This window comes from Pseudomonas sp. B21-021 (assembly GCF_024749205.1).
Classification (GTDB): Bacteria; Pseudomonadota; Gammaproteobacteria; order Pseudomonadales; family Pseudomonadaceae; genus Aquipseudomonas; species Aquipseudomonas paraglycinae.
The window spans coordinates 3658882-3673984 of sequence record NZ_CP087192.1; the positions used below are offsets into that span (position 1 = coordinate 3658882).

General features: G+C 61.1%; 15 protein-coding genes and 1 pseudogene. 4 read left to right on the top strand and 12 right to left on the bottom strand.

What is annotated here, in order from left to right:
* Positions 1-8: 8 nt before the first annotated feature.
* On the top strand, positions 9-1667 hold the full coding sequence (locus LOY31_RS16260; protein ID WP_258711851.1) for a phosphoethanolamine transferase: 1659 nt from the start codon (positions 9-11) through the stop codon (positions 1665-1667).
* A gap of 7 nt (positions 1668-1674) precedes the next feature.
* Here the strand turns inward: LOY31_RS16260 and LOY31_RS16265 are convergent.
* From LOY31_RS16265 to LOY31_RS16320, 12 genes and pseudogenes are all read right to left on the bottom strand, one after another.
* A pseudogene (locus LOY31_RS16265) lies at positions 1675-1944 on the bottom strand (DUF971 domain-containing protein); the annotation flags it as partial.
* On the bottom strand, positions 1941-2903 hold the full coding sequence (locus LOY31_RS16270; RefSeq protein ID WP_085603155.1) for a HEAT repeat domain-containing protein: 963 nt from the start codon (positions 2901-2903) through the stop codon (positions 1941-1943). The pseudogene LOY31_RS16265 and the gene LOY31_RS16270, both read right to left, overlap by 4 nt.
* Positions 2900-3748 carry an ABC transporter ATP-binding protein gene (locus LOY31_RS16275; protein WP_085603153.1) on the bottom strand — a complete coding sequence of 283 codons (849 nt, stop codon included), beginning with the start codon at positions 3746-3748 and terminating at the stop codon, positions 2900-2902. The genes LOY31_RS16270 and LOY31_RS16275 overlap by 4 nt, the downstream gene beginning before the upstream one ends.
* A complete protein-coding gene (locus LOY31_RS16280; protein ID WP_085654177.1) occupies positions 3748-4521 on the bottom strand; it encodes an ABC transporter permease in 774 nt (257 codons plus the stop codon). The genes LOY31_RS16275 and LOY31_RS16280 overlap by 1 nt, the downstream gene beginning before the upstream one ends.
* A gap of 67 nt (positions 4522-4588) precedes the next feature.
* On the bottom strand, positions 4589-5992 hold the full coding sequence (locus tag LOY31_RS16285) for an ABC transporter substrate-binding protein (RefSeq protein ID WP_258711852.1): 1404 nt from the start codon (positions 5990-5992) through the stop codon (positions 4589-4591).
* A gap of 142 nt (positions 5993-6134) precedes the next feature.
* Positions 6135-7097: an IS110 family transposase gene (locus LOY31_RS16290; protein ID WP_064378582.1), complete on the bottom strand. Its 963-nt coding sequence runs from the start codon at positions 7095-7097 to the stop codon at positions 6135-6137.
* 297 nt (positions 7098-7394) lie between these two features.
* Complete coding sequence (locus LOY31_RS16295; protein WP_007959413.1) at positions 7395-7640, bottom strand: ferredoxin family protein; 246 nt, start codon at positions 7638-7640, stop codon at positions 7395-7397.
* A gap of 25 nt (positions 7641-7665) precedes the next feature.
* The gene (locus LOY31_RS16300; protein ID WP_258711853.1) at positions 7666-9396 is read right to left on the bottom strand and encodes a fumarate reductase/succinate dehydrogenase flavoprotein subunit; all 1731 of its coding nucleotides are present in this window, start codon (positions 9394-9396) and stop codon (positions 7666-7668) included.
* 2 nt (positions 9397-9398) lie between these two features.
* On the bottom strand, positions 9399-10145 hold the full coding sequence (locus tag LOY31_RS16305; RefSeq protein WP_085603142.1) for a GntR family transcriptional regulator: 747 nt from the start codon (positions 10143-10145) through the stop codon (positions 9399-9401).
* Between the two features lie 95 nt (positions 10146-10240).
* Positions 10241-11209, bottom strand: coding sequence for a Gfo/Idh/MocA family protein (locus tag LOY31_RS16310; RefSeq protein ID WP_258711854.1), 969 nt, complete (start codon positions 11207-11209; stop codon positions 10241-10243).
* 9 nt (positions 11210-11218) lie between these two features.
* Positions 11219-12106: a Dyp-type peroxidase gene (locus LOY31_RS16315; RefSeq protein ID WP_085710144.1), complete on the bottom strand. Its 888-nt coding sequence runs from the start codon at positions 12104-12106 to the stop codon at positions 11219-11221.
* A gap of 56 nt (positions 12107-12162) precedes the next feature.
* Positions 12163-13197, bottom strand: coding sequence for an AraC family transcriptional regulator (locus tag LOY31_RS16320; RefSeq protein ID WP_258711855.1), 1035 nt, complete (start codon positions 13195-13197; stop codon positions 12163-12165).
* A gap of 211 nt (positions 13198-13408) precedes the next feature.
* Here LOY31_RS16320 and LOY31_RS16325 point away from each other — a divergent pair, with 211 nt between their 5' ends.
* From LOY31_RS16325 to LOY31_RS16335, 3 genes are all read left to right on the top strand, one after another.
* Positions 13409-14356, top strand: a complete 948-nt coding sequence (locus tag LOY31_RS16325; RefSeq protein WP_085603133.1) for a transporter — start codon at positions 13409-13411, stop codon at positions 14354-14356.
* A 253-nt stretch (positions 14357-14609) separates the two neighbouring features.
* Positions 14610-14804, top strand: coding sequence for a stability determinant (locus LOY31_RS16330; protein WP_085745848.1), 195 nt, complete (start codon positions 14610-14612; stop codon positions 14802-14804).
* Positions 14737-15078: a type II toxin-antitoxin system RelE/ParE family toxin gene (locus tag LOY31_RS16335; protein ID WP_258713614.1), complete on the top strand. Its 342-nt coding sequence runs from the start codon at positions 14737-14739 to the stop codon at positions 15076-15078. Before LOY31_RS16330 ends, LOY31_RS16335 begins: the two co-directional genes overlap by 68 nt.
* Positions 15079-15103 lie beyond the last annotated feature (25 nt).

Below are 15103 nucleotides of genomic sequence, written 5' to 3' on the forward strand. Positions count from 1 at the left end.
GTATCGAAATGGCTTTGGGCAAAGGACTGCGTTTACCGTCCATCACTCCGACCCGCCTGGTGCTGCTGTTTTCGCTGGCACTGGTGGCGCTGTACAACCTGGCGACCTGGAAGGCGCTGGGAACGCTGATCACCTTGCAAGGCGTGCACAAACTGGCGTTTTTCGCGTCCTTCGGGCTGTTTCTCTGGGCGGCGATCACACTGCTGCTGACGCTGATCTCGTTTCGCTGGACGCTGAAACCGGTGCTGACGCTGGTGGCCCTGCTCTCGGCCTGCGCGGCGTATTTCATGAACGAATACGGGATCACCATCGACACGGTGATGATCCAGAACGTGTTCGAAACCAATCCCGGGGAAGCCACGGCGCTGTTCAGCGGCAAATTGCTGGCTTACGTGCTGTTGCTCGGCGTGTTGCCAGCCGTGCTGATCTGGCGCTGGCCGGTGGTTTATCGGCCGTTCTTTCGGGGTTTGCTGAACAAGGTTCTGGTGATCGCGGCTTGCGTGCTGGTGATCGGCGCTTCGGTGGGCGCGTTCTATTCGACCTACGCGCCGATCTTTCGCGAGGAAGACAAGCTCACCCACTTCATCAACCCGACCAACTACATCTACGCGATCAGCAAATACACCAAGCAGCGGCTGGGGATCAAAAAGCATTTCGTGGTGCAGGCCATCGGCGAAGACGCAGTGATGAGCGCCAAGGCAGCCGCTCGCGAGAAGAAATCGCTGATGGTGTTCGTGGTCGGCGAAACCGCCCGGGCCGACCACTTCTCGCTCAACGGTTATGAGCGCGAGACCAATCCCGAGCTGAGCAAACTCGACATCCTCAATTTCACCAAGGTGCATTCCTGCGGCACTTCGACGGCGGTGTCGGTGCCGTGCATGTTCTCGATGTTCCCGCGCGAGGACTACAGCGACAAGAAAGGCAAAACCTACGAAGGCCTGCTGGACATCCTGCAACGGGCCGGCGTGCAGGTGCTGTGGCTGGACAACAACAGCGACTGCAAGGGCACCTGCCTGCGCGTACCGAACCGCGACATTGCGAAGAACCAGCCGGGGCCGTTCTGCGACGGCAACAACTGCCTCGACGAGGCGTTGCTGTCCGACCTGCAAGGCTACATCGACAGCCTCAAGGGCAACGCGATCATCGTTCTGCACGCCGACGGCAGCCACGGCCCGGAATACTACGAGCGCTATCCGAAAGACATGGAGCGCTTCAAACCGATCTGCCACACCAACCAGCTGGGCAGTTGCAGCCGTGACGAACTGGTCAACGTCTACGACAACACGATCCTCTACACCGACCATTTCCTGGCCAAGGTGATCGAGTTGCTCAAACGCAATCAGGACCACCTCGATACATCGATGCTGTACGTGTCCGACCATGGCGAATCACTGGGCGAGAACGGCCTCTACCTGCACGCCGCGCCCTATGCGCTGGCGCCGGAAGCCCAGACCCATGTGCCGATGGTGATGTGGTTCGGCAACAACACCCTGGCGCAACTCGGCATCGACCGTGGCTGCCTGCAAGGTAAAAGCAGCCAGCCGGATCTGAGCCATGACAACCTGTTCCATTCGGTGCTCGGGTTGTTCGAGGTCAGGACGTCGCTGTATCAGCCGGGGCTGGATATTTTCCATGGCTGCCGGCCGGCGATGACGGCGGGCCAGTGATCCCCTCCAGCTGCGCCAGATAGGCCCACGGGAAAATCCCCCGCTGGTGACCATCGCTGAACACCAGTTGCAGGCCGTAGCCCTGAGCGTTCAATTCGATGACCCGCACACGCGGGTCAACCATTGGCGGCGAGCCCCGCAGGCGAAACGCCCGGCATTGCGAGCACGGGCATTGGCGGCGCAGTTCGGCATGGTCGAGCAACTGCTCGCGGCCATCCGGCCAGCGCAGCCGCAACCGGTGCTCACTTTGGGAATTGCCAACCGACAGCGGATTCATTGCAGCTGACTCAAGGCAATCCTAACGGCCTTGCGCACTTCAGGGTCGCCATCGTCTTGCGCGGCCTGCAATGCAGCCACGGCCCCGCGATCATTCAGTTCGCCGAGGGCCAGCGCAGCTTCCTTGCGCAGGTTGCTGATGCGATGGCCGAGGGTGTCGATCAAGGCGTCGAGGGCAGCGACGTACTTGAGGCGCCCGAGACTGCGGGTCGCGCGCAGGCGCACTTGCCAGTAGTCGTCGGCCAAGGCTTCGATCAGCGCCGGCCCGGCGTCGGTATGGCCGACCTTGCCGAGGGTGGTCGCGGCTTCTTCGCGCACTTGCCAGGCCTGGTCCTGCAGGGCCTGACGCAATGCGGGCAGCACCTCGGCATCACTTGCCAGGCCCAAGGCGCCGGTGGCGGCGCGACGTACTTCAGTGTCCGGATCATCACTCGCCAATCGGGCCAGGGCCGGCAGTGCGTCGAGCTGCTTGAGCCAGCCGAGCACGCCGACGGCTTCGCGGCGCACACTGGCATCGGCATCGTTCAGCGCCTGAATCGCGGACGACGCAGCGCCGGGGAAGCGCAATTCACGCAAGGCCCGGAACGCGGCTATACGCACGCCGGTTTCGGCATGACTGGTCCACGGCAGAATCACCCTGCCCGCGGCTTCGGTCTTGAGCAGGCTCAGGCTCTGCGCCGCAGCGGCTTGCACTGCCGGCGATGGATCCGTCAGCGCCTGGCACAGCGCTTCAACCACCGGCTCGTCTTCCCAGGCTTCCAACAGACGCGCCGCTTCGGCACGCACTTCTTCGGCGGGGTCTTCAGCCAGGCGCTCGACCAGCCAGAGCAGACCGTCCGGCTCTTCGAGGTCGGCCAGATCGATCAGGGCAATCCGCCGCACACCGGCGTCATCGGCGGTCAGGCGCGGTTGCAGGGCGAGAATGTCGTCGTTATCGGTCACAGCAAAAAATGAGGTCATAGGGCAAATCGCGGCAAGGAGTTTTCAGGAGGCAAACCGAGCGGATTGAGGCGCGGCAGCGGTCGGTCGTTGTCGTGACGCAGCAGGTCGAGGCAGTGGCGCTTGAGGCGCGAGAACTCGTGGCTGGTCACCAGTTCGGTGGTGCGTGGCCGGGGGAAATCCAGGCGCAAGTCTTCGATAATTCGCCCCGGCCGTGCGCTCATCACCAGCAAGCGATCGGCGAGGAACAGCGCTTCATCGATGTCATGGGTGACGAACACCACGGTGGTGCGAATTCGCGTCCAGATATCCAGCAGCAGTTCCTGCATGTTCAGTCGGGTCAGCGCATCCAGTGCGCCGAAGGGTTCGTCCATCAGCAACAGCCGGGGGCGATTGACCAGCACCCGGGCGATCTCCACCCGTTGCTGCATGCCGCCGGAAAGTTGATCGGGCCAGCGTTCGGCGAAGCCTTCGAGGCCGACCAGTTTGAGGATGTCGTCGGCGGCGCGATGGCGCTCGGCCTTGCCGATGCCGCGCATTTTCAGGCCGAAGGCAACGTTGTCGCGCACGGTGCGCCACGGGAACAGCGTGTGATGCTGGAACACCATGCCGCGCTGCGGTGACGGGCCAGACACTTCGGCGCCATCGACTTTCAACTGCCCGCCATGGGGCTGCAGATGCCCGGCCAGCGCACCGAGCAAGGTTGATTTGCCGCAACCGGACGGGCCGAGAATGCACACGAACTGGCCCGGCTCGATCTGGCAATCCAGGCCCTGCACCGCTTCAAAGGCTTGCGGGCCTTCGCCAAGGACGATGGACAACTGTCGGATGTCGATCCGCCCTTCCGGAGTTTGCATCACGCTCATCAGGCTTTTCCTCGTGGTCGGTGCCAGGGCGTGAACAGCCCGCCCAGGCGTTTGATCAGCAGGCTGCTGCCCATGCCCAACACGCCGATCAGCAACATGCCGACCACGATGTCGGCGTAGTTCTGAATGGTGTAGGACTCCCAGGTGTAGTAACCGATACCGAACTGGCCGGAGATCATTTCGGCGGTCACCAGACAGAACCACGACGTGCCCATGCCGATGGCGAGGCCGGTGATGATGCTCGGTGCGGCGCCCGGCAGGATCACTTCCAGCAGGATCGCCCGACGCCCGGCCCCGAGGCTTTTGGCCGAGGCGATCAGGCGCGGGTCGACGCCTTCGACGCCGTGCACGGTGTTGAGCAGGATCGGGAACAGCGCGCCGGTGAAGGTGATGAAGACCATCGACAGTTCCGACGACGGGAACATCAGGATCGCCAGTGGAATCCAGGCCACGGCAGGGATCGGGCGCAACACTTCCAGTGGCGGCAGCAGCAAGTCTTCGGCCCACTTTGAACGGCCGATGGCCAGGCCCAGGGCGATGCCGATCACCAGTGCGGCGAGGTAGCCGGCGAAGACCCGGCCGAGGCTGGCGGTCAGGTGCTGGATGAGCTTGCCTGAGTCGCCGAGGCCGAGGGCGGCTTCGATCACGGCCAGCGGGGTTGGGACGTTGGCGAAGGTGACGAGGCCGAGGTTCCAGTGGTGGCTGGCGGCGAGTTGCCAGAAGAGCAGGCAGAGCAGCAGTGAGGCGGCTCGGGGGATCCAGCGTGAAAACATATATCACCTCTGATCGTTCCCACGTCGAGGCGTCGAACCGTCTGCGTGGGAACGATCTACGTTTGAGTTAACGGATGGCCACGGCCTGGGCGGTGGCGTCGGTGAAGTCGAACACCTTCCCGCCCTGCGCCGACGCGTATTGCTGCGCCTGCCCCTTGAGCAAAAACGCGCTGAGGCGCCCCTTCGCATCACTGGCAAACCACGCCTGCTCCGCCAGCAACTTGATCCCGCTGTCACTCGCCTGCGCATACACCGCCCGGATGTTCTTGCCTTCCGACTTCAGGCCGGCCAGCGCCGTGAACGCCTCTTCAGCCGAGGCATACCGCCGAACCTTGTCCTCACCGCGCACCCAGATTTCCGCGACATGACTGAAGTCCGAAATCGCTTTCCCGGTCGCCGCATCGACAGACCTCAACGGCGTCTGCGCGTAGTTGGCCAGTTGCGCCGTGTAATCCAGATTCGAAGCCTTGAACGCCGCACGGATGTACTGATCGTCGATAAAGGTATTCAGGTCGAGCCCGCGATCCGCCTTCTTCAGTAGCTTCAGCGTGTCGATCGCGGTGCCCACGGCCTGGCGATACTCCGGTTTCCAGCTCAGGTCACGGGTCTGCACACCGAGCGGGCCGTGGAACAGGTAATTGACCTCGGCATCGACGCCGGTGACCTTGGCGATCAGTTCGCTGTATTTCTCCGGTTCGGCGGCCAGCAGTTGATTGGCCTCGATGCTGGCGCGCAGGTAAGCAACGACGATTTCCGGGTACTTTTTCGCGTAAGCCTGATCGACCAGCGCACCGTGGAAGGTCGGCGCATTGGCCTGGGCGCCATCGTAGATCTTGCGGGCGAAGCCACGGCTCGGGAACAGTTCGGCGAACGGCACGAAGTCGGCGTGGGCGTCGATCTTGCCGGCCTGCAACGCCGAGCCTGCGACCTCTGGCGGCTGGGCGATGATGTTCACGTCCTTGAGCGGATCCCAACCCTGCTCCGCCACGGCGCGCAGCAACATGCCGTGGGCGGTGGAGGCGAACGGCACGGAAATGGTCTTGCCCTTGAGCTCACTCAGCGACTGCACGCCCGACGCGCTCGGCACCACGATGCCGTTGCCGCTGCCCTTGATGCTGCCCGACAACACGCTGATGAACAGGCTGTGTTTGCCGGCGGTTTCAAACGCCACGCCGTTGAACGCGCCGGGGAAATCGGCCATGGCGCCGAAGTCGAGTTTGCCGGCGACCATCTCGTTGGTCAGCGGTGCGCCGCTGGTGAAGTTCTTCCACTGCACGTCGTACTTGGCGTCCTTGTAGGCGCCGTCGTGAGGCAGGTATTTGTCGAGCAGGCCCAGCTCGCGAATCAACAGGCCGCCGGCGGCGCAGTTGATGGTGGTGTCCTGGGTGCCGATGGCAATGCGGATGGTTTCGGCCGAGGCCGACAGGGTGAACGAAGCCAGTACCAGACCGGCGATTGCTGCACGCAACATGGTTGAATCCCCTCGAATCATTTATAGGATGTTCGTCTCCGCCGCGATCAGGGCGCGGTGGGAAACGAGGGGTGTTTGGTGAATCCAGCGTCCGGGTTCACCGGATGGCTATCGGCTCGCCACAAATCCCCTGTGGGAGATTCTATGTTGCAGGGGAACCCTGCAATCTTAGATTCGGTTGGTATTCGCTCTGATTTTTCATGAGGGCGAATGCCACCCGGCAAAGCTTACGGGCGAGGATGACCAAAGCCTGGGTTCTGGCTAGACCTCTTGCCAGATAGGATTCATAGAACGGTTTCCAAACAGGGGACCGACAAGCTGCCATAGCTGCATTGTGTGCAAGACGCCGTAATTCCCCGTCACCTTTTTTGCTCAAGTGGCGAGGACTGTGTTTCTTGCCTGAGTCCTTTGCCTTCAAATCCATTCCCAGAAAGGCGATGAACGCATCGGCGCTGGCGAACTCACCTCGCATATACGTAGTTGCCAAGCCCGTTGCCGTGAGTTCACCAATCCCTTCAATCGCTTTGCAGCGTCTGATGTTTTCGCTAATGCCGGCCTCTTGGCTGACTTTGCGAAGTAATTCCTGAATGGCCTGATCAAGCTGTTTGAAATGCTCCAACCCATGGGCCAAAAGATCTTCAAGGAGAGGTTCGTTTGACCAGCTCAGCATGATACTGACTCGGGCCTTCATCAGCTGCGCACGCTTGTTAAGCAGACTTTTCAACACCGTGTAGTGCCGTGGTGGTGGGCTCCAGACCCGCAGCCGGTGCTGTTCACTGGTTAGATAACGCGCCAGAAGACGTGCATCACAAGGGTCGGTTTTTGCACGCTGACCGATGCTTTCGCGGTAATGGCTCACCCGGTAAGGGTCCACGACGTAAACCCGATGCCCCATACCATGGGCCAGTTCGGCCGTGTCCAGGTGGTAGAGATTAGTGGCTTCCAGGGCGATCGAGCTTTGTGCGGGCAAGGTCTTCAGCCAACGACCTACAGACGTGCGGTCATTGTTGATGACCTGGGTAATTTCCAGATCTTCGCGATAAACAACGATTTCGGCCTTGGCCACATCGACACCAATCACCGTTGGCGAGGTAAGGATTGTCATGACGAATCCTCGGAGATAGGGTTTAAGAGCTTGTCGGGGTCTACCGTAGCGCTGGCTTGCCTCTATCGTCGGTTTTACCGATGAATTCCTTATCGGCGCTTTAGGTAGAAAGGGCGGGACGAGAAGTCTCCCACGGTCCGTACTGGCTAGAGTCGGAATCGAGCTTTTAGTCCCGCCCACCCCTTCAAGTCTAAACATACAAGCGGGCTTGCTCGCGAAAGCGGTGTTTCAGTCAATAGTGATGCCAGCAATGCCGGCCTCTTCGGGAGCAAGCCCCCTCCCACAGTGGATTTGGGGTCAACGCAGTAAATATGGGATTTCGACTTTCACCGCACCGGTCGGGCAGTCCTTTTCGCACGGCATGCAGTACCAGCATTCATCGAACGCCATGTAGGCCTTTTGCGTGGCCGGGTTGATCGCCAGCAGGTCCATCGGGCAGACATCGACGCACACGGTGCAGCCCTTTTCGGCGATGCATTTGTCCTCGTCCACGGTGACGGGGGCATTGGAGCGGAAGAAGATTTCCTGGGCTTGATAGGCCATGGTTCGGACTCTCTCTAGTGGTGCATCAAGCGGCGAAAGCGCCGACCCGCAGACGGTCGTAGGCCTGCATTTCCTCGGCGTCGAGCGGGATGATGTAAGGCTCGACGGCTTTCTTGAAACTGGTCATGCGTCCGTCCTCGCCCTTCTTCAGGTGGCAGTGGCAGAACCATTCGCGGTCGTCCCGTTGCGGGTGATCGACGCGGTAGTGGTACAAGCCCCAACGGCTTTCGGCGCGGAACAGTGAGGCGCGCGCAGCCATTTCGGCGCAGTCGCGGATCACGCTGGTTTCCATGGCGCGCATCAGTTCGTGGGCGTTGTTGGCCTTCATCTCGTCGAGATCGCGTTCGATGTCGCTGAAACGTTGCAGGCCGATTTCCATTTTCTTGGTCACTTTCGGCGGTTGCAGGTAGTCGTTGACGAAGCGCCGCAGCTTGTACTCGACCTGTGCCGGCGGCAGGCCGTGTTCGCGATCCAGCGGTGCGTAGACCCGGGCCTTTTCCTTCTCGACCTGCTCGGCATCCAGCGCAGAGAACTCGCGCCCGGCGACAAACTCCGCCGCGTTGTTGCCCGCGAACCAGCCGTAGGTGAACGCGCCGAGCATGTAGTTGTGCGGCACGGCGGCCATGTCACCGGCCGAGTACAAACCCTTCACCGAGGTTTCGGCGCGCTCGTTGACCCACACGCCGGACGCCGAGTGACCGCTGCAAAAACCGATTTCCGAGATGTGCATCTCGACCATCTGCGTGCGGTAGTCGGTGCCGCGATTGGCGTGGAACTGGCCACGACTCGGGCGCTCGTTGCTGTGCAGGATTTCCTCGATGTTCTGGATGGTTTCCTCGGCCAGGTGATCGAGTTTGAGGAACACCGGGCCGTTGCCGCTCTCCAGTTCCTGGTGGAATTCCCACATCATCTGCCCGCTCCAGTAGTCGCACTCGATGAAGCGTTCGCCCTTGTTGTTGGCGGTGTAGCCGCCCAGCGGGCCGGTGACGTAGGCGCAGGCCGGGCCGTTGTAATCCTTGATCAGCGGGTTGATCTGGAAGCACTCGAGGTTCGCCAGCTCCGCACCGGCGTGATACGCCATCGCGTAACCGTCGCCGGCGTTGGTCGGGTTTTCGTAGGTGCCCATCAGGTAACCCGAGGACGGCAGACCGAGGCGCCCGGCCGCGCCGCAAGCGAGGATGACAGCCTTGGCCTTGATCACATGGAAGTCGGCGGTGCGGCAGTCGAACCCCATCACACCGTTGATGGCGCCCTCCTCGTCGGTCAGCAAACGGGTGCAGACCAGTCGGTTGGTGATGGTCACCCGCGCGCGCTTCAACTGGCGATAGAGGACTTTCTTGATGTCGTGCCCTTCCGGCATCGGCAGCACATAGGCGCCCATGTGGTGGACCTTTTTCACCGCGTAATCGCCGGTTTCGTCCTTCTCGAACTTCACGCCCCAGCGGTCGAGCTGCTCGATGGTTTCAAAGCTGTGGGTGGCGTAGGCATAGACCGCCGCCTGATTGACGATGCCGTCGTTGGCGATGGTGATTTCCTTGGTGTACTGCTCGGGCGTCGAGTGGCCGGGGATGATCGCGTTGTTCAGGCCATCCATGCCCATGCTGATCGCGCCGCTGCGTTTGACGTTGGCCTTGTCGACCAGCAGCACGCGCAGTTCCTTGTTCTTTTCCTTGGCCTTGATCGCGGCCATCGGGCCAGCGGTGCCGCCGCCGATCACGACGATGTCGTATTCCTGTTCGAGAGTATTGCGGGTCATGTTCAGGCCCCTTTTTGCCGGTCGATCCGCAGGCGGTACTGGAACGCATCGCCACGGTAGTAAAGGTGTTCGAAGTCCAGCGGCTGGCCGTTGGCGTCGTGGGTCAGACGTTCGATGCGCATGATCGGTGAGCCGGCCTCGACGTTCAGCGCCTGGGTCAGGTCGCTGTCGGCCAGTACCGCATCGATGGCCAGATCGGCGTGGCCGAGGGCGATGCCGCAGTCGTTTTCGAGGATCAGGAAGATGTCGCGGGTCACCAGATCGGCCTTCTCCAGCCGCTCGCCGACGGCTTTGGGCAGGTAGGTGATTTCCAGCGAGATCGGCTCACGGTTGATCAGGCGTACGCGTTTGATCTGCGCGACGATTTCGCCTTCGGCAACCTGCAAACGCTCGGCCACCAGTTTGTCGGCGGCGATGAATTTGAAGCTGCGCAGGCGGTTGATCACCTCGTAGCCACGGCCGGTCATGGACTCGGCGAGGCCTTGCAGGGTGCTGACGTTTTGAAAGGTCTTGGGTTTGGCGACGAAGGTGCCTTTGCCGTGGATCTTGAAGATCAGCCCTTCTTTCTGCAGATCGCCCAGGGCCTGACGCACGGTGATGCGACTGACCTTGAACAGCGTGCCAAGCTCGCTTTCGGACGGCATCTGGCTGTCTTGCGGGTATTCGCCGTCGAGAATCCGGGCGCGCAGCACGTCGCGCAGTTGGGTGTGCAGAGGAACACTGCCAAGGGAGAGAACGTTATCGGTCATCACGGGATCACTTGTTATAACGAGTTATGACGTGATCTTAGAGACGTTATGACAAGCTTGAGAAATACCGAATGAGCATAAGGTTAGATGCGCCTTCAGTGGCGCTTGAGGATCTGATCCATGACCCAATCGGTCTTGAGGGCTTCGGCGGCGATTGCCGGGTGCTGCGACTCACCGCGAATCTGCGCGTTCATGCCCAGCACGTGGTGCCACTGGATGTGTTCGTGATGGGGGATTTCCAGGCTGATGTCCTCGTCGGCATGCAGTTCGACCGGATGCTCGTCGAACACCGAAAAACCGATCCGCCCTTGGCTGCCGATGATCTCGACCCGATCCTCGCGCCGGTCCGCAACGAAACTCCAGCAGCCCATGCCCAACGCCCCCGAGGCGAATCGCCAACTGGCGCTGACCGCATCTTCCGCCGCATAAAGCCCGGCCTGACGCGCGGTGAAGCCGGCGACTTCGACGATGTCGCCGAGCAGGTACTGGAACAGGTCAAAGCCATGGCTGGCCAGATCCGCGAAATACCCGCCCCCGGCCACCGCCGGATCGGTGCGCCAGTTTGCGCTGCCGTCCAGATCCTTGGGCGATGGCGCCTTGGTCAGCGTCCAGCTCAGGTGCCGCACCTCACCGATGCGCCCCTGTTCCAGCCATTGCCGAACTTGCTGGAAACGCGGCAACGAACGGCGGTAATAGGACACGAACAGGTGCAGGCCGGCGTCGGCAAATACCCGCTGCATCTCGCGGCTTTGCCCGGCATTGAGGGCCATGGGTTTTTCCACGCAGCAATGCTTGCCGGCGGCGGCGACTTTCAGGCTGTAGGCGTGGTGACTGTCGGGTGGCGTGGCGATGTACACCGCGTCCACCTCGGGGTCGTTGATCAGGGCATCGACGTCGGTGTAAGTCCGGGTAATGCCGGGGCGCGCGGCGTAATCGGTCACTGCTTCGAGGCGTCGCCCCATGACGGCCACCAACGCCGAACCGGGCGCCTTGTAGAAGGCCGGCCCGCTCTTGCGTTCAGCGACACTGCCGCAACCGATCATGCCCCAACGCACCACGTTCATGCTTGTGCCTCAGCCGATGCGCAGTGCGCGCAGATCGAGGTGGCCGTTTTGCAGCGGCGGGCACCAGTAGTAACCGCCGGTGATCGGCCGGCTGATGCGGTACAGACCGTCGGTGATGCCGTCTTCCAGACCGCTCATGCGGCGCAGTTGTGCTTCAAAGGCATCGAGGGAGAAGCCGAACGCCAGGAACATCAGGCCGGCACGGTCACCTTCGATCCACGGCATCGAACGTCGTACGACGAAGGCTTCCGGAGCGAAGCTTTCCTGGGCGGTGCGCTTGACGTGGGCGGACACCGGGGCGTCGTCGATCTCTTCGTTGTCGCTCAGGCGACGGCCCATGATGTTGTCCTTGTCCTCGGCAGACAGCGCATGGAAACCCTTGAGGTCATGCTGCCATTGCTGGATCGCGGCGAAGCTACCGCCGACCAGTCCGTCAGCGCCTTCACTTTGCAGTGCGGCGGCGATGGCGGCTTCGTCATGCGGGTTTTCAGTGCCGTCTTCATAACCGGTGAGGTCGTGACCGTCCTTGTGGCGGAAGGCTTCCTGCATCTGCACCAGACGCAGCGCCGGGGCCAGTGCGGCCTCAAGTGCAGTGCTGCGGTTGAGCAGATCGCCACGATCGACGCCGTGCAACCAGACCCACAGGGCGTGCTGGGTTGACGGGTTTTCCACGCCGACGCCGGTCAGCGCCGGGAAGCTGCGCAGGCCGTCGATGTTCACATTCAGGGCCTTGGCAAGGGATTCACCGAAACCGACCACCGCCGACTTGCCGTCCACCAGATTCAGCAGGTTGTCGATCGCCTGCGGCAGCGCTTCAACCGACTCGAGGGCGAAAAACAGATGACGTGCTTGCGGCGGAACTGGGGTGGCGAGGATGCCCGGCTGGTAGTAACTCATGTCGACTCCTTGGAAAGAGCGCGGAGTTTAACTGTAGCCGGAGGGTTTGTGTGGGATCAGATGACGCACTCGCTGCGCCACGCACTCGGACTCTTCCCCGTCCACCGCTTGAACGCCCGCCGAAAACTGCGCACATCGCTATAGCCGACTTCCTCGGTAATCCGCTCGATCGGCATCTCAGGATTGGCCAGCAAACTCATGGTGCGCGCCTGACGCACTTGCTCCAGCAGCGCCTCGAACGTCAGCGAATGTTCAGTCAACCGCCGACGCAAAGTACGACTGCTCATGTTCAAGTCACCAGCAATCTTTTCGATGTGACTGCCCCGGCTCAGATCCCGGGCAATCGCCCGCTCCACGGCCTGGATCAGATCAATCTTCTGATGAACCTGCGCCGCCTCCAGTTCCAGCAACTTGACCGCCTGACGCAGCGCCAGCGAATGGTGGTTGGGCAGGTTCACATCCAGCCACTGCACATCGATCAGCATGCGATTGTGCAGGCAACCGAAGCGCACCTCCGGCCCCAGCAGCCGCCGGTATTCATCGACGTAATCCGGCGCGGCGTGCATGAACTCCACGGCTATCGGCTTGAACGTCTCGCCCACCAGCGCCCGGCCGTAGACCAGCAGGCTGGCGAAAAACTCTTCAACCGCAAACACCTGCACTTCGGCGAATGGCAACCGGCATTCGACGTCGACGTACACCTGATCGCCCACCACATCGACGCTGGAAACCACGATCCCGCCGGAAGTGTGCTGATGCCGAACCCCGATTTCGAACGCGTCGCGCAAGGTCTTGCACAGCGACAGTACATGCCCCAGCAGCCCCAGCGTCCCGAGTACGTTCTGCGCGCCGACCCACAGGCCCAGCCCCTGATTGGGCAAAGCTTTAAGCGCACGCTGGATCATGGCAACGGCCTGGCGGTAGGAAATCCGCTGCGCCGGATCCTGCAAGTCTTCGAAATCAAAACCCAGGCCACGGCACAGGCTCTGCGGCTCGATGCCCTTGTTGGCGGCGACCTCGGCCAGGGTTTGCAGGAGAAATGGCGACACCAGCGCCAGTTCGAAGGTCGGGTCTTGGACTTTTACGTTCATGGAGGCTGACATTCCGGATCACGCTGAATTGTTATTTTTGTTACCGGTTATGTCGAAGGAAGTTAGCACAGGGTTGACGGGCTGTCCGCAGAAGCCCCCTTCCGTGTCCGCCAATACCCTGCCCTGTCGTGCGCCAAGGGCTTATTTCTATAGTGGCCGGGCGCCCTGCGTGCCGGCGTTGCGCCCAAACACAATAATAATGAGGACGGACATGACCCCGAACCGCGCGACATTCCCTGTGCGACTGGCGCTGAGCCTGCTCGGCTGCGCCGCGACCCTGCCGGCACTGGCCACCGAAGCCGGTGTCGACAACATCGGCCCCGGCACCGACGGCTTCTTCATGTTGCCGATGGAAGTCGACAGCCTTCCGGAGAACATGGTCGCCTTCAACCTCTACTACAACCACTACAAGGCGCGGAAGCTCAACATCAGCTCGTTCGGCGGCAAGGTGCCGAATGTCGAGATCGAGTCCACTGCCGTGATCCCGCGCCTCGACTACCTGAGCCCGGTGCGGATCTTCGGCGGGCGCCTGGCCGGTTACATCGCCCAGCCGTGGCTCAAGCAGGAAGTCTCGGTGTTCGGTCTGAGCGATACCCGCGAAGGCATGGGCGATACCACCATCGCGCCGATCATCCTGTGGGACATGGGCAAAGACCTGACCCTCGGCGCCGCCGTGGAAATCACCGTGCCCACCGGCGAATACAGCGTCGATCGGCTGGCCAACACCAGCAACAATTTCTACACCTACAAACCGCTGTTCTCCTTCACCTGGCTGCCGACCGAACGCACCGAGGTGTCGATGAAGACCACCTACAGCTTCAACGAGAAGAACAAGGACACCGACTACAAGTCCGGGCAGATCTTCCACTTCGATTACTCGGCCAGCTACAAGATCACCGACGACCTGATGCTCGGCATCAACGGCTACTACCTCAAGCAGACCACCGACGACAAACAGTTCGGCCACACCGTGCAGTTCGCCGGCGAAGACGTGAACGACGGCGTACGCGGTAAGGTGTTCGCCATCGGCCCGGCGCTGCACTTCACCTTCCTCAAGTACGCCAGCGCCGAGATTCGCTGGGCCAAGGAGTTCGACGTAGAGAACCGGCCGGAGGGGGAAATGTTGTGGGCGAAGGTGAGTATTCCGTATGCGTTCTGAGTGCGTTTGTAGGAAGGCGCGCGCGGATTTGTAGGCTGAAAACCTGAAAAACAGAGGGCAGGAATAGGCCTACAGCGGCGGTCGAGATTGCCGGACAACGGAGGGAAACGTCCGGCAGATTTCAAAGGGGTGCTTGCAGATACTGGGCTTCGTTATCCCATGGTTCTTCAAGGGCTCATGGGGTACATCGTCTGCCAGTGACGACAATGGGCCATTCCCCCTTAAACTGCCGAGATTGATCACGGAGATCACTATGAGCTTATTACTTTCCCCGTATTACTCTGACTTCGAATCCGAAGAAGAGGCCGAGAGCTACGATCGCTGGTTTCGTGCAGAGATACAGGATGCACTGGATGATCCAAGTCCTGGCATTCCCCATGATGAAGTTATGGCAATGCTCGACCAGATGCTGGAAGAGATACGCAGGAAGCGCCGCGCTGCTGCTTGAATGGAGCAGCAAGTCCTCGCGTCAACTGGCTGACATCTTCAAATACATCGAGCAACACAATACCAACGCTTCAATTTCGCTAAGACACAAGGTGGGTGCAGCAGCACAGCGACTTTCATCAATACCTTATGGTTACCGACCTGGCCGAGTACCCGGCACGCGCGAAATGGTGATTCATCCGAACTATCTGCTGGTCTATCGAGTGAATGGCCACATCAAAATACTGAGGGTGCTTCACGCCCGACAAAAATACCCTTCAACTTCATCACCATAAAAAAAGGGCGGCCAAATGGCCGCCC

Bases quoted from the DNA above. Each gene is read 5' to 3' on its own strand.
- LOY31_RS16335 (WP_258713614.1), top strand. From the start codon at position 14,737: ATGAAGTTATGGCAATGCTCGACCAGATGCTGGAAGAGATACGCAGGA.
- LOY31_RS16295 (WP_007959413.1), bottom strand. From the start codon at position 7,640: ATGGCCTATCAAGCCCAGGAAATCTTCTTCCGCTCCAATGCCCCCGTC.
- LOY31_RS16305 (WP_085603142.1), bottom strand. From the start codon at position 10,145: ATGACCGATAACGTTCTCTCCCTTGGCAGTGTTCCTCTGCACACCCAA.
- LOY31_RS16285 (WP_258711852.1), bottom strand. From the start codon at position 5,992: ATGTTGCGTGCAGCAATCGCCGGTCTGGTACTGGCTTCGTTCACCCTG.
- LOY31_RS16260 (WP_258711851.1), top strand. From the start codon at position 9: ATGGCTTTGGGCAAAGGACTGCGTTTACCGTCCATCACTCCGACCCGC.
- LOY31_RS16275 (WP_085603153.1), bottom strand. From the start codon at position 3,748: ATGAGCGTGATGCAAACTCCGGAAGGGCGGATCGACATCCGACAGTTG.
- LOY31_RS16320 (WP_258711855.1), bottom strand. From the start codon at position 13,197: ATGAACGTAAAAGTCCAAGACCCGACCTTCGAACTGGCGCTGGTGTCG.
- LOY31_RS16270 (WP_085603155.1), bottom strand. From the start codon at position 2,903: ATGACCTCATTTTTTGCTGTGACCGATAACGACGACATTCTCGCCCTG.
- LOY31_RS16325 (WP_085603133.1), top strand. From the start codon at position 13,409: ATGACCCCGAACCGCGCGACATTCCCTGTGCGACTGGCGCTGAGCCTG.
- LOY31_RS16315 (WP_085710144.1), bottom strand. From the start codon at position 12,106: ATGAGTTACTACCAGCCGGGCATCCTCGCCACCCCAGTTCCGCCGCAA.
- LOY31_RS16330 (WP_085745848.1), top strand. From the start codon at position 14,610: ATGAGCTTATTACTTTCCCCGTATTACTCTGACTTCGAATCCGAAGAA.
- LOY31_RS16280 (WP_085654177.1), bottom strand. From the start codon at position 4,521: ATGTTTTCACGCTGGATCCCCCGAGCCGCCTCACTGCTGCTCTGCCTG.
- LOY31_RS16300 (WP_258711853.1), bottom strand. From the start codon at position 9,396: ATGACCCGCAATACTCTCGAACAGGAATACGACATCGTCGTGATCGGC.
- LOY31_RS16310 (WP_258711854.1), bottom strand. From the start codon at position 11,209: ATGAACGTGGTGCGTTGGGGCATGATCGGTTGCGGCAGTGTCGCTGAA.
- LOY31_RS16290 (WP_064378582.1), bottom strand. From the start codon at position 7,097: ATGACAATCCTTACCTCGCCAACGGTGATTGGTGTCGATGTGGCCAAG.